Source organism: Lacibacter sp. H375, from assembly GCF_037892425.1.
In the GTDB taxonomy this organism is placed as follows: Bacteria; Bacteroidota; Bacteroidia; order Chitinophagales; family Chitinophagaceae; genus Lacibacter.
Genome location: NZ_JBBKTT010000001.1, coordinates 2,916,470 through 2,931,114 on the forward strand (window position 1 = coordinate 2,916,470; position 14,645 = coordinate 2,931,114).

General features: G+C 39.3%; 10 protein-coding genes and 1 tRNA gene. All 11 read left to right on the forward strand.

The genetic code is table 11. From position 1 onward, the window contains the following. Positions 1-19 precede the first annotated feature (19 nt). Entirely contained in the window at positions 20-748 is a 729-nt protein-coding gene (locus tag WG954_RS12815; protein WP_340436993.1) for a head GIN domain-containing protein, read from the forward strand. A 108-nt stretch (positions 749-856) separates the two neighbouring features. Beyond that, a tRNA-Met gene (locus tag WG954_RS12820) sits at positions 857-928 on the forward strand. An 81-nt stretch (positions 929-1,009) separates the two neighbouring features. Then, complete coding sequence (gene era / locus WG954_RS12825) at positions 1,010-1,879, forward strand: GTPase Era (RefSeq protein ID WP_340436995.1); 870 nt, start codon at positions 1,010-1,012, stop codon at positions 1,877-1,879. A gap of 95 nt (positions 1,880-1,974) precedes the next feature. Beyond that, complete coding sequence (gene der, locus WG954_RS12830) at positions 1,975-3,285, forward strand: ribosome biogenesis GTPase Der (protein WP_340436996.1); 1,311 nt, start codon at positions 1,975-1,977, stop codon at positions 3,283-3,285. 41 nt (positions 3,286-3,326) lie between these two features. After that, the gene (locus WG954_RS12835) at positions 3,327-3,617 is read left to right on the forward strand and encodes a hypothetical protein (protein WP_340436997.1); all 291 of its coding nucleotides are present in this window, start codon (positions 3,327-3,329) and stop codon (positions 3,615-3,617) included. A 225-nt stretch (positions 3,618-3,842) separates the two neighbouring features. Beyond that, positions 3,843-7,181, forward strand: coding sequence for a PAS domain S-box protein (locus tag WG954_RS12840; protein ID WP_340436998.1), 3,339 nt, complete (start codon positions 3,843-3,845; stop codon positions 7,179-7,181). Continuing rightward, complete coding sequence (locus tag WG954_RS12845; protein WP_340436999.1) at positions 7,178-7,573, forward strand: response regulator transcription factor; 396 nt, start codon at positions 7,178-7,180, stop codon at positions 7,571-7,573. Before WG954_RS12840 ends, WG954_RS12845 begins: the two co-directional genes overlap by 4 nt. Positions 7,574-7,846: 273 nt before the next feature. Then, positions 7,847-8,422, forward strand: a complete 576-nt coding sequence (locus WG954_RS12850) for an RNA polymerase sigma-70 factor (protein ID WP_340437000.1) — start codon at positions 7,847-7,849, stop codon at positions 8,420-8,422. A gap of 50 nt (positions 8,423-8,472) precedes the next feature. Further along, a complete protein-coding gene (locus WG954_RS12855; RefSeq protein ID WP_340437002.1) occupies positions 8,473-9,582 on the forward strand; it encodes a FecR family protein in 1,110 nt (369 codons plus the stop codon). 238 nt (positions 9,583-9,820) lie between these two features. Continuing rightward, positions 9,821-13,075, forward strand: coding sequence for a TonB-dependent receptor (locus tag WG954_RS12860; RefSeq protein WP_340437004.1), 3,255 nt, complete (start codon positions 9,821-9,823; stop codon positions 13,073-13,075). Between the two features lie 46 nt (positions 13,076-13,121). After that, positions 13,122-14,636, forward strand: coding sequence for a RagB/SusD family nutrient uptake outer membrane protein (locus WG954_RS12865; RefSeq protein WP_340437005.1), 1,515 nt, complete (start codon positions 13,122-13,124; stop codon positions 14,634-14,636). Positions 14,637-14,645 lie beyond the last annotated feature (9 nt).

Consider the following 14,645-nt stretch of genomic DNA (forward strand, 5'->3'; position numbering starts at 1 on the left):
ATAAAAAACCTTATTAAAAATGAAAAAGATTTTTTTATCGATGCTGTTATTTATTGCTGCAACTCCTTTTGTGTTTGCACAGGAAACAACTGTGATTAATGACAGGAATGCTGAGGCAAGAAAAGTAAGTGGCTTCCATGGCATCAAAATTTCCAATGCATTTGATGTGATCATTAAACAAGGAAATGAAGAAGCAGTAGTTGTAAGTGCAAGCGAAGAGAAATTCAGGGATCGTATTAAAGTAAATGTCGTGAACGGTATTTTGCAAATTTCTTACGACAATGAAAAAGTGTGGAAGTGGAGTAATGAAAACAGGAAACTGCGTGCTTATATTTCTGTAAAGAATATTGACAAGTTAGATGTTTCTGGTGCAACCGACATCAAAATTGATGGAGTATTGAAAGGATCGAACCTGAAAGTTGACTTAAGCGGTGCATCCAGTTTAAAAGGAGCGATCAGCTATGCAAGCGTAACTGTAGATCAGAGTGGTGCATCTAATTCAAAATTATCAGGTACTGTTACAAATCTTGATGTGGATGTGAGTGGAGCAAGTGATTTTACAGGGTTTGATCTTATTACAGAAAATTGCAGGGCAGAAGCATCGGGTGCATCTGATGTTAAGATCACTGTAAATAAAGATCTGAAAGTTGATGCAAGCGGCGCAAGTGATGTACAGTATAAAGGCACAGCCTCCATCAGCGATTTCAGAACAACCGGAGCTTCGAGTTTAAAGAAGCGATCAAAATAAGTTTTCGATAATTATTCCGATGATGAACAGAAAGGCAGAAAATATTTCTGCCTTTCTGTTTTTTCTTTTGGGAGCTAACCTTATAACCCTTAATTTTGCACTCCATTCCGCGAAGTAGAGCAGCGGTAGCTCGTCGGGCTCATAACCCGAAGGTCGGGAGTTCGATCCTCCCCTTCGCAACAAAAGTCCTCCGCCAAGCGGGGGATTTTCTTTTTATTTCATAGCTTGTAGCTTGCGGCTTTTAGCAGGCAGCGTTTTTTCATGAAAGTTGGATTTGTAAACATATTTGGTAAGCCTAACGCCGGGAAAAGCACGTTGATGAATGCTTTGCTTGGTGAGAAACTGGCTATTGTTTCATCAAAAGTGCAAACAACCAGGCATCGTATAAAAGGCATTCTCACAACTGCCGATTACCAGTTGGTATTTTCTGATACACCGGGCATCATTGATCCCAAATACAAGCTGCAGGAAAAAATGATGGCTAGTGTAAAAAGTGCATTGGAAGATGCAGATGTGGCATTGTTGCTGGTGGATGTGAAAGATAGCTGGCAAGAAAATGAAGACCTGTTTACATCTCTCAGATTAAAAGTTCCTTCCATTGTAGTATTAAATAAGCTCGATCTTGTTGATACAGCTAAACTGGAGGAAGCAAAAGCTTTCTTTGAAGGGAAACCTTACTGCAAAAAAGTAGTAACGATATCTGCTTTATCGGGAGTTAATAAAAAAACATTCATCAATCATATACTTGAGTTTGTTCCTGAAGGGGAGCCTTTCTTTGAAGAAGACCAGCTAACGGACCTCAGCACCCGCTTTTTTGTTGCGGAGCTTGTTCGTGAGAAGATATTTGATCTGTTCTCTGAAGAAATTCCCTACCACACAACTGTGGTTGTAACGGCTTTTGAGCAAAAGCAAACACTCATCAAAATTTCGGCCGATATCATTGTGCAGCGTGAAACCCAAAAAGGAATTTTGTTGGGTACTAAAGGTGAAATGATCAAGAAGCTGGGTTCTCTGGCCCGTGTGGACATTGAGAAATTTGTGGATTCAAAAGTATTCCTGGAGTTGTTTGTGAAAGTGCGTCCTAAATGGAGAGACAGTGATCTCTTTCTGAAAGAATACGGATACAATTAATCGTTTTTAATCTGTTGGCGAACGTGCTGAGGCAGGCAATGATTCCATTGCTTTCTGTTTAATTCAGTACTTTTGCCAACTTTATTTGTTTTATTATGGCTGGTTTTACTGTAGCAATTGTGGGCAGACCCAATGTGGGCAAGAGTACATTTTTCAATCGTTTATTGCAGGAGCGCAAAGCGATTGTTGATGATGTAAGCGGGGTTACCCGTGATCGTCAATATGGAGTGGCTGATTGGAATGGCAAATCGTTCAACCTGATCGATACAGGTGGTTTTGTGCCTGATAGTACCGATGTGTTTGAAACAGAGATTCGCAAGCAGGTAAAAATTGCATTGGATGAGGCAAATGCAGTCGTATTTATGTGCGATGCTGCAACAGGTATTACAGATCTGGATGAGGCAATGAGCGATGTATTACGTCGTACCACCAAGCCTGTTTTTCTTGCAGTAAACAAAGTTGACAATCACGAACGCTTGCTCGAAGCGAGTGAATTTTATGCATTAGGTATTGAAAAAATATTTTTCATCAGCAGTATGACTGGAAGTGGCACGGGTGAATTGCTTGATGCTGTTGCAGAAATTATTCCGGAAGACCAGGCTGAAGTTGAAGTATCTACTATTCCGAAGTTTGCGATCATTGGTCAACCCAATGTAGGTAAATCATCTTTGCTGAATGCATTGCTGGGTGAAGAGCGTACCATTGTAAGTGATATTGCAGGCACAACAAGAGATACCATTCATACGCACTACAATCTTTTCAATAAAGAATTTATATTGATCGATACTGCAGGTATCCGTCGCAAAACAAAAGTGAACGAAGACCTGGAATTCTATTCAGTAATCCGTGCCATCAGAGCATTGGATGAAGCCGATGTGTGTTTGTTGGTGCTTGATGCAGAGAAAGGAATTTCACAACAGGATCTCAATATTTATTCATTAGCAGTAAAGAAAGGTAAGGGCATAGTTGTGCTGGTGAACAAATGGGATCTTATTAAAAAGGAAACAAACACCGCACGTGATTATGAAAAGGAATTGAAGCAACGTTTGCTTCCTTTTAATGATGTACCTATCCTGTTTATATCTGCTGCTGAGAAAACACGCATTATGCAGGCTATTGAAATGGCGTTACAGGTTGTAGAAAACAGGCAACGTAAAATATCTACTTCCGAACTAAATGAAGCTATTCAGAAATCGCTCCAGGCATATCATCCACCAGTTGTAAGAGGTGTACCGGTAAGTATTAAATATGTAACACAATTACCAACACCCGTTCCGTCGTTTGCATTTTTCTGTAATCATCCGGATGATGTGAAGCAGCCTTACAAAAATTACCTGGAAAACCAGTTACGTAAAACATTTCAATTTACAGGAACCCCCATGCGTTTGTTCTTCCGTAAAAAATAAGAACGATTTTTGCTGACTATCAAAAAAATAAAATTACAGATATGAAAAAACTTTTGATCGTACTTTTTACAACAGCATTCGTAACTGCCTGCAATAACGAAGAACAAAAATCTGACAACGAAAAAACAGAAACAACTTCAGAAGCAGCTGAGGCTTCTGATACAGGCAACCTGGTTGATAAAGCGCAAGAAGGGATGAATGAAGTCATTGATACGCTTCAAAGTAAGGGTGGCAAGCTTGCTGACACTTTAAAGAAAAAAGTAGTTGAGCCGGTAAAAAATGAAGTTAAAAAAGCTGCAGAAAAAGTAAAAGAGAAAGTAAGTCAGGAATGATATATTGAGTTTTTGTAAGATGAGGGCTGCAAACAATGCAGCCCTTTTTATTTGGATGAAGTCCCCGCATTTTGTTAACTTAACAGGCTGGTTAAATTTTTTTGCAAGTGGTTTGGCATCGGGGATCTCTAGCTGCAAAATCGTTGGCAAATGGGATGCAATAATTAGTTATTTGGTATTACGAGATCTATTTACAGTCAGGTGCTTATTATTTAATTTTAATTTATGACTGCAAGGAACCAAAATCAACGTATATTTTTTTTTGCCGCCGTTTTTTTCATTTTTATCCTGGCTATTTTCTCTTTTCTAAAAATTAAAACACTCATTAAATCTGCCGATTTAGTACATAACACAACGCAGGTAACACTCCATCTCGAAAAATTAATTGGAACATTAAAGGATGCCGAAACAGCGCACCGAGGCTATCTGTTGACGCATGATACGCAATTTCTTGAGCCATTTAGTGCAGCAATAAAAGAATACCCAAAGAGCCTGAAGGCAGTAAAACAACTTACGGTTGGAAATGAAGTTCTGCAAAAAAAGATGTTTGGTGTGGAGAGGCTTGCAAGGCGGCGGCACGACTACTTGTATAAAATTATTGAAGTAGATAAGCAACATCCCCCTACAGTAACAGAGCTTTTGATAGGGAAGAATATTATGGACAGTTTGCGTGAAGAAGTAAATACTATGATTGCCTATGAAAACAACCTTGCAGGACAAAGGATTGAGGAATATGGCCGGCAAATAATGCTCGCTCCCACAACACTTTTATTCTTAAGCCTGATCTCACTATTTATCATAATAATTTCGTACACGAAGCTGAACAAATCATTATTACAGGCACAGCAGCTAAAAAATGAAACAGTAAGACAAGCGATAGAACTGGAGCAAATAAAAGCGCAAAAGAAAATTGAAGCCAGTGATTTCCGCTACCATTCTATGATCGCCAGTTCACCTTCCATGATTTGTATCCTGAAAGGTGAAGAGATGATCATTGAAACCGCAAACGACGCAATTATTGAAACATGGGGCAAAGGGAAGGATGTATTAGGTAAATCTCTTTTTGAAGTGCTGCCTGAAATTACCGCACAAGGCCTGAAAGATCGATTACAGAATGTTTTTAAAACAGGGATTCCGTTCCAGGCGAATGAATTTCCAATTCAATTTTCTAGAAAAGGTGAAATGCAAACTTCATTTCACACTTTTATTTATCAGCCGCAAAGAGATATTAATGATATTATTGAAGGGGTAGCAATAATTGCTACTGAAGTAACTCCACAGGCCGAACTGCATTTGAAAATAAAACAGAGGGAAGAAGAGTTCAGTACAATGGCCGACAACATTTCGCAGTTTGCCTGGATGGCCGACCATAAAGGATGGATCTACTGGTTCAATCAGCGATGGTATGATTACACAGGTACTACATTAGAAGAAATGCAAGGTTGGGGATGGAAAACTGCACTTCATCCTGATCACACCGACAGAGTTGTAAAACGTCTTCAGCATTCGTGGGATACAGGCGAGACCTGGGAAGATACTTTTCCGCTGAAAAGCAAAACGGGTGTATATCGCTGGTTTCTATCACGGGCCATTGCCATTAAAGATAATAACGGAAAAGTAATCCGTTGGTTCGGTACCAACACTGATATTACATCACTGAGAGAAGCAGAAGAATCATTGTTAAAACAGCAGCAATTTACCCAAAGCATTATCGAAGCGTCTCCCTCTCTCACTTATATATTTGATCTGGAGTATGGAAACAATATTTACATCTCTCCACAAACAATGCAAGTGCTCGGTTACACCGAAAAAGAAGTAATGGAAATGGGGCCATCGGTATTAAGTAACCTGTTGCATGAGGATGATAAAGACGTAGCAAAGGAACGATTTGAAAAATTATTAGCTGATACTGCTGACGAAATCTTGGAAGCCGAATACAGGATGAGAAAAAAAGATGGCAGCTACGTTTGGCTTTTTGACAGAGCAAGAGTGTTTAGCCGCAATGCCGAGGGTAAACCAACACAGTTAGTTGGTGTTACCACAGACATAAGTCAAAGAAAACAAACAGAAGAGTTATTAAAGAAAACTACCGATCAGCTGGAAATTACCTTTGCCCATGTTCCTGCAATCATTTATCTCTATGATAAAAATAAAGAAGTAATTTTTGCAAACGATAAAGCTGTTCAGGTAATTGGATTCGCATCGTCAAAGGAATTTAGAGCAAGTGGTAATAAATATCAGCACGTTGTTGATACAATAGGTTTGATGTTTGATGTTTTTGACGAAAAAGGGGGGCCGCTTAGAAGAGAAGAGTTTCCCACAAATATCACATTCAGTACAGGAAAGCCTAGTGAAATTACTCTTTTACTGGTGAACAGATCTACCGGCGTTAAAACCTGGTTTAATGCAAAATCATCACCGATTTTTAATGAGAATGGCGACATTGAAATGGTGCTTACTACATCAACCGATGTTACATTATCTAAATTGGCTGAAACATCTATCCGCAAAAGTGAAGAACGCTTCAGAACATTGGCTGATTTTATGCCACAAAAAATTTGGATGACAGATGATAAAGGAAATCTTACCTATCATAACCGCCAATATTTTGCATACACAGGATTAACATTGGAACAATTTAAAAAAGCAGGATGGGAAACATATATACATCCTGATGACCTGGAAGAAAGAAATAAACGCTGGCAACATTCGCTTGCAACTGGCGAAAGCTACGAGATGGAAGTAAGGATAAAAGACAAGAATGGCAATTATATATGGCATTTAAAAAGGGCGATGCCTTTCAAAGATGAGAACAACAAAATAATTATGTGGATCGGCTCTGATACTGAAATTCAAAAAACGAAGGAAGAACAACGTAAGAAAGATGATTTTGTAAAAATAGTAAGCCATGAATTAAAGACACCTGTTACATCTATTAAAGGGTATATACAATTAATGATGATGATGGTGGAAGAGGATAAAGAGAAATATCCTCTGCAGTTCAAATCATCTCTTTCAAGAATTGACAGCCAGATCATGCGGTTGACCAATCTTATTACTGAAATGCTCGATCTTTCCAGAATTGAAGCAGGACGAATTGACTACCAAATGGAAAATTTCCTCATCAACGAACTTGTTACCGAAGTAGTGCAAGACATCAGGCACACACACCCGGAACACATCATCATGCTGATGCATGATTATACAACCGAAGTGCATGGCGATCGTGACAGACTTGGGCAGGTATTGATAAATTTGATCAACAATGCTATTAAATATTCACCGGGGCAAGAAAAGCTGGAAGTTACCGTGACGAAAGGAACCAGTGGATTTGTAGCCGTGCAGGTGAAAGATTATGGGATCGGGATAAACAAAAACGAACATGAAAAAATATTTGAACGTTTTTACCGTGCAGAGGGTGATAAAGAGAATACTTTTGCCGGGTTTGGGATAGGGTTGTACATTGCTAATGATATTGTACAAAAACATGCCGGAAGGATAACGGTTGAAAGTGAACCTGGTAAAGGGTCTCTCTTTACGTTTCATTTACCAATTGTCAAATGAATATTGATATGATTAATTCAGGTTCGCAAATATTGGTCATAGATGATGATCCGGATATTGGTAACATCATCAGAATGACCCTGGAGTACAAAGGCTATGCAACCTCTATTCTAAAGAGTGCTGCAAACTGCGAAAATTTTATAAAGGCGAACAATATAAGTCTGATAATAATGGACTTACTGATTTCGGGCAATTACGGTGTTGATGTTTGCAGAGCACTTAAAGCAGACGCATCCCTTTCTTCCATACCCATAATAATGATGTCGGCCCACCCTGATGCACATAGACTTAGTGTTGAAGCCGGTGCTGATGATTTTATTGCGAAGCCTTTTGACATGACGGCAGTCATTAATAAAGTGAAAACTCATTTAGCTAACATAAACACTTTATGAGTGCGTATGTTGTATTGCCTGGTCTTCTGAACTTGAAATAGATATTTCGTTATTTCTTTTACATTTTAAGATTCGTTTTTGTTAGTGTTTAATTGTTGAACATTTGTTTTGGGCAAATGTAGTTGCTGCATTTTGTTTGGTTTTTTGTTTAACGTTTGTTGTCTGTATCCTGGTTATTTCGGTTTGAAACTAATCATGAATTTGCAGCACCTGACCAAAATCAGTTTGGCTGGTATTATAAAATAAAATTAATTTACGTTCAGATTGACTGCTGTGCCAAACAAGAAGCCACATAAAAGTATCAAAGATCTTCAGCGGCAAATTGCTGTTTATGAAGATGAAACTGCTTATAAAGAGTTGTTTTTTATATTATTCAATTCTCTCACACGCTTTTCTACCGGTATTGTGCAATCAAAAGAAATTGCTGAAGAAATTGTATCAGACGTATTCATAGGCATCTGGACCGATCGTGCCAAACTCAATGCAATTGACGATCTGCAGCTTTACATCTTTATCGCTGTAAAAAATAATTCCATCCGTAAAGCCAAACAACTACACAAACGGACAACAATTTCCATTGATGAAATTGATGTGGAAGTTGAATCAATTTATCAGAATCCTGAACAGAGATTAATTTCGGATGAAAGCGTACACAGAATTGAAACGGCAATAAATAGTTTGCCACAGAGGGCTCGGCTCATTTTTAAACTCGCTAAGGAAGATAAAATGCGGTATAAAGATATTGCCACCTTGCTCAATATTTCTGTAAAAACAGTTGACAATCAACTTGCAATTGCTCTCAAAAAAATAACCACCACCCTTGGTGCGACCTTCCGAAAAAAAAATTGAATTGTCTTTAGGGGATTTTCTTTGTTTGTGACTCCTTACAGTAACCAATCATGAGCAGAGATAAAATCTGGCATTTGTTTTCACGAAGACTGGCAAATGAAGCCAGCACCGAAGAATTGCTTGAATTGCAACAACTTCTCGATGAAAATCCCACCCTATTCCACGAAATAGAAGCAATAGAACAACTGTGGCATTCTGAGGCACAGGACGATACTGATTACCTTGAAGCAACCTATCATCTTCATTACGAAAAAATGAGAAAGCTCGGAATCGAGCCTAAACATATTGATGAGCCGGAGTTGCAGACAGCCCAAGGGGGAAAAGGTTTTTTTACTTCAAAAAGAAAAAAAACGATTGCAATGCTCAGCTTGTTTGCTGTTTCTGTGATTGCATTTTTCTTTATTATGAAACCGGCAGCAGAAATATCTTCGACATCAGCCGAGATTGCGACGGTTCCAAAAGAAGTTACAACAAAGAACGGTGTAAGTACTAAAACGGTATTGCCGGATGGATCCACTGTGTGGTTAAATGCAGGAAGTAAGCTTGATTATACCCAAATAGGAACTTCAAGAAACAGGGAAGTCCATTTAATTGGCGAAGCTTTCTTTGATATAGTGAAAAATCCGAAACGGCCATTTATCATTCACACTTCAAAAATTGATGTGAAGGTGTTGGGAACAAAATTTAATGTGAAGGCTTATCCCAATGATAAAACAGTTGAAACAAGCCTGGTACAGGGAAGTGTAGAAGTTTTTGTAAAAAACAGACCGGGTGAAAAGTATTTGTTGAAACCAAATCAGAAATTAGTGTTATTGAATAACGCTGAATCCGATGCATTAGCAAACACCACGTTAAGCAAAAGCCCAAAGTTGCCGATTATAGCAATTGATCATTTAACATACAGGAATGAGGATACCATAGCGGTAGAAACTTCATGGATGCAAAATAAATTAGTTTTCGAGAATGAGGCGTTTGCTGAAGTGGCACGGAAAATGGAGCGATGGTATGATGTACGGATCCACTTCAGAAACAGAGCACTTGAAGATGAATTGTTAAACGGGGATTTTCGAAAAGAAACATTAAAGCAGGCACTTGATGCCTTACGTATTACAACTGATTTTCGATACAAAATTGAAGATAAAACTGTCCTTATTTATTAACAACCCCCAAACTGCAACTGATTATGACCCAACATCAAAACTCTTCATAATAAGCGGAGAAAAAACGGGAAATGCGCCAACATTCCCCGTATAAGTAGTACAATTTTCTTTCATCTGGAAGCCGCTTGCTATATAAAAGAAACGGTTTCCTCTATTTATACTACCAAAGCTTAAAAGTATGAAAAAAAGGACTTCGATTGCTAAGGCCCTCTATGCCTTCAAAAAGCCGCTATTGATTATGAAACTAACGATTATGCTTGTTTTTTTGTGTACGTTTCATGCCTCGGCAGGCCTCACTGCACAAACAATAACACTCAAAATTCAAGACACAGAAATTTCACAGGTACTCAACAGTATTCAAAAACAGGGAGATTTCAGGTTTCTTTACAATTCCAAATTAAGTGACTTAAAACAGAAAGTATCTGTCGAGTTTGAAAATCTAAACATCAAGGAAGTAATGGATCGCCTGTTTGCGGGCACCAGTCTCACGTATGTTCAGTTGGATAACAACCTCGTCGCTATACGTTCATCAAACCCTGCAGAAAAAGATATTCGTGTTACGGGAAAAGTAACGAATGATGCGGGAGAAGGTATCGCTGCTGCTTCAGTTTCTATAAAAGGAACCAACAGAGGAACAATCACCGATATGAACGGAAATTTTGTAATTACAGCTCCTGAAAATGCTCTGTTGGTAATTTCAGCTATTGGTTATGAAGATGTAGAGGTAAATGTAAATAACCAACAGGTTGTAAATGTAAAAATGCAACAGGCAACTCGTAAAATGGATGAAGTTGTTGTGATTGGTTATGGTGCAGCCAGTAAGCGTGATTTAACGGGTTCAATTGTTAAAGTATCCGGTAAAGACATAGCCGATAAGCCGAACATCAATCCTATTTCTTCTTTACAAGGTCGTGTAGCTGGTTTATACATCGTAAATAGTGGTACTCCCGGCGCACAACCTGATATTCGTTTACGTGGTACTTCAAGCTTCGGGCAGGTTCGTCCGTTGTATGTTGTTGATGGTATCTTTAATGACAACATCGACTTCTTAAACCCGAATGATATTGAATCAATTGAAATACTAAAAGATCCGTCATCACTTGCCATCTTTGGTATTCGTGGTGCAACAGGGGCAATCGTAATTACAACAAAAAAAGCAAAAGCAGGACAGCTCAACATCAATTTCAGTTCAACTGCCGGTATTAAACGGTTGGTTGACAGGATTGACATGGTTGATGCAAATGGATTTAAAACATTGTATGATGAGGAACAAACAAACAATGGCGTTCCTTTAAATCAACGGTTCGATTATTCGCCATGGACTGGCAATACAGATTGGATTGAAGCAATGACACGTACTGCATTCTTCAACACCAACAACCTGAGTGTTACAGCAAGTACAGAGAAAAATAAGTTTTACATGGGCATTGGTTATGCCATTGATGAAGGTGTGGTGAAACATGAACGCTTAACTAAAATGTTCATCAGCATTAACGATGAATTGAAAATTTCCAAGAACATCAAAGTTGGTTTTACATTAAACAGCATGCGCCAGCGCCTTCCGTTTAGCCAGGCAAATGGTTTGCTGTTTGATGCAAGAAGAATATTGCCGATAACTCCGGTGAAAAATGATGAAGGAACTTTCTACGATCTTGCTGTGCAGGGCGGACAAATTTCGAACCCGGCGATGAACCTTGAAGAAAAATGGGATAAAGAGATACGTGTTGAGTATCGTAACGTTGGTAGTGCTTATACAGAAATCAATTTCCTGCGCAGCTTTACCTTTCGTTCTACATTCTATGCTGATATGTCGAACCTCGAATCAAGAACATACAATCCCCTGATCAGCCGTTACAATCCTGTTATCGACCAAACTTTTGTTCCCGCTAACTCTTTAACTTCTGTTAACCAGAACAATGAGCGCTGGAGCAAGTTTCAACAAGATCATGTCTTGACCTTCAAGAAAAATCTTGGGGAGCACGGTGTAACTGCTACTGTAGGTTATACTACATTAGAAGAAAAATACAGAGGTTTGTTTGGTACAGTTCGGCAATCACCAACCGGTGATCCTATTCCTGATGATCCTCGTTTCTGGTATATCAGTAATGGCTTTGGTGATCCTGCAACAATGCGTGCAACATCGGGTCAGTGGGATCGTGCTAATCAGGCCTTCCTTGGTCGTGTGTTGTATAACTATGGTGGAAAGTATTTGTTGAATGCATCTTTCCGTCGTGATGGTTCTTCTGCATTCCCAAATAATGAATGGAATAATTTCTATTCAGTGGGTATTGCGTGGGAAATGTCAAAAGAAAACTTCATGCAAAGCGTAGAGTTTATTGACTTCCTGAAAGTAAAGGCATCGCATGGTACATTAGGCGTGCAAAATACATTGGGCTTGGCCTATCCTGCATATCCTAATATTGTTGCTTCTAATTCTGCAGTATTTGGTAGTCTTCTTGTGCCTTCTTATACACGTAGCTATGAGCCTGATCGTGATCTTAACTGGGAACGTATCAACGCTAGTGAAGCAGGGTTTGAATTACATGCTCTCAACAACCGTTTATATGTAGAAGCTTCGTACTATGTACGTACCACAAACGATTTGCTTGCTTTTGAATTTTCAAGTTTAACAGGCAGCCGTTTAGGTAATATTGGAAAAGTAAGAAACAGAGGTTTTGAATTAACTTCCAGTTGGACTCAACAAATATCAAAAGATGCGAGCCTTGTAATAAGCGGAAATCTTACCACGTTCGATAACAATGTAATTGATCTGCCATCAGGTGGTAAATTGACATCAGGTGAGGAACGCCCTGCGGTAACAGAAAAAGGTTATCCTATCGGTTATTTCTATGGCTATGTAGTTGAAGGCATTTACCAGAGTTATGCTGATAAATTAGGTTCACCAACAGTTGTTGGATACGATTATCAACCCGGCGATTTGAAATACAAAGATGTAAATGGTGATGGTAAAATTGACGCAACAGACCGCACAATGATTGGTAATCCAACACCTGATTTCATGTATGGCTTATCAGTAAACTTTAAATACAAAGGCTTTGATGCAGGTATAGATTTCCAGGGCGTATATGGAAATGAAATATATCGCTACTGGGGTAGTTCAGAATTGCCATTTACACGTTTTAATTATCCAAGTTTCAGATTGGATCGCTGGACAGGAGCAGGTACTTCTAATTTTGAACCAGCTGTTTCGAGCCGTCCGATCAACCGTCTTCCATCTACGTATGGTATTGAAGATGGCAGTTTCTTTCGTATCAGAAACGCACAAATTGGTTACAACTTCAGTGCCGATAATTTACGCAGCATTAATATCAAGAGCTTCCGTGTTTTTGCCAATGCACAGAATCTGAAAACATTTAAACGTAATTCTGGTTATACACCCGAGTTCGGAGGTTCACCAACACAGTTTGGTATTGATAACGGTGATGGTCCAATCCCTGTTATTTTCACTGCAGGTATAAATGTTAATTTCTGATAAGTATTTATAACGATAAACTTTAATTATAAAAAAAATAGAACCGATGCGTACAATCAAACAATTTATGTGGATGCTGCTGTTAAGTGCATCTGCGCTATTGATGTTCTCAGGGTGTTCAAACTTTCTGGATCGCAAACCACTGCAGGCTACACTGGATGATTTGAACCAGGGGGGACTGGAAGGCCAGATATATGGCATGTATGGTGCAATCCGTAATGGCGATGTAGCCGGGCAGGCGTTTGGAGGCATTCCGTGGATGGCACTTCATAATTTCCGTTCAGATGACTCGGAAAAGGGAAGCAGCAATGCGGATGGTGCCGATTGGGAATTGATTCATGATAAGTTTCAATATGTAAAAGATCATTGGAGTGCTACTATCTATTGGGATCAGCATTATACTTTAATCGCATTAGCCAATACTGCTTTACAGGTTGCTGACTCGTTAAAGTTGAATTCACCTGCAGATCAGGTAAACATTGGCGAAGCCAAATTCTTCCGTGCAATGGCTTACTTCGATTTAGTGAGAACATACGGACAAGTACCGAAGATCGATTTCCGTATTTACAATCCTGCAGATGCAAGAAAACCAAAAGCAAGTGTTACTGAAATATATGCACTTATCGATGCTGATTTGCAGGCAGCTGTTGCCAGCTTACCACCAGATTGGAAAAATGCAAGTGGTAACAACCGTTTCCCCGGACGTTTAACCAATTACGCCGCAAAAGCATTGCGTGCTAAAACAATGCTGTATCGGGGCCGTTGGGCAGAAGCTTTGTCGCTTAGCCAGGACATTATTTCTTCAGGCAATTATGGATTGGCTGTAGATTATTTTAAAACATTTGGTGATGAGGGTGAGAATAACATTGAATCCATTTTTGAAATTCAGGCTGATCAGGGTCCTCAATATGCAGGAAGTGGCGAGCCTTTTTCATGGTTTGGTATTTGCCAGGGTGTGCGTGGCTCAGCCGAATGGGATCTTGGATGGGGATGGAATACACCCACAGCTAATCTTGTAAATGCATATGCAGCGGGTGATAAACGTAAAGATGGTACGATCTTGTTTTCCGGCCAACCAGATGGTGTTTACGGCCGCACATTGCCTGCATATCCTGCAGTGATACCTCGTGAATTCTGGAACAAAAAAGTATACCCAAATCCTGCAACGCAGTCTTCAAAAGGTCAGCGTCAGGCAGGTTGGGCAAATCAAAAAGTACTTCGATATGCCGATGTGTTATTAATGGCTGCCGAAGCTGCAAATGAAGTTGGCGGGGCAGCAAATCAAAATTTAGCAGTTACTTACATTAATCAGATAAGAAAAAGGGCAGGTTTGGGCGATATAGCCTTTACCACACAAGCGGCGATGAGAACTATCATACAAAATGAACGTCGTTTTGAAATGGCATTAGATGGTGAACGTTTCTTTGATCTTGTTCGCTGGAATCTTGCAACAACAGCATTGGGGGCTTTAGGTTACCAGGATAAACATAAGTATTATCCTATACCACAGGCTGCAATTGATGCTGCAAATGGTGTGTTGATTCAAAACCCCGACTATTAATCGTTGAAT

Excerpts from the sequence above, each read along its gene's own strand:
- WG954_RS12815 (WP_340436993.1), top strand. The coding sequence starts at position 20 with ATGAAAAAGATTTTTTTATCGATGCTGTTATTTATTGCTGCAACTCCT.
- WG954_RS12845 (WP_340436999.1), top strand. The coding sequence starts at position 7,178 with ATGAATATTGATATGATTAATTCAGGTTCGCAAATATTGGTCATAGAT.
- WG954_RS12840 (WP_340436998.1), top strand. The coding sequence starts at position 3,843 with ATGACTGCAAGGAACCAAAATCAACGTATATTTTTTTTTGCCGCCGTT.
- WG954_RS12860 (WP_340437004.1), top strand. The coding sequence starts at position 9,821 with ATGAAACTAACGATTATGCTTGTTTTTTTGTGTACGTTTCATGCCTCG.
- WG954_RS12865 (WP_340437005.1), top strand. The coding sequence starts at position 13,122 with ATGCGTACAATCAAACAATTTATGTGGATGCTGCTGTTAAGTGCATCT.
- era (WP_340436995.1), top strand. The coding sequence starts at position 1,010 with ATGAAAGTTGGATTTGTAAACATATTTGGTAAGCCTAACGCCGGGAAA.
- WG954_RS12835 (WP_340436997.1), top strand. The coding sequence starts at position 3,327 with ATGAAAAAACTTTTGATCGTACTTTTTACAACAGCATTCGTAACTGCC.
- der (WP_340436996.1), top strand. The coding sequence starts at position 1,975 with ATGGCTGGTTTTACTGTAGCAATTGTGGGCAGACCCAATGTGGGCAAG.
- WG954_RS12855 (WP_340437002.1), top strand. The coding sequence starts at position 8,473 with ATGAGCAGAGATAAAATCTGGCATTTGTTTTCACGAAGACTGGCAAAT.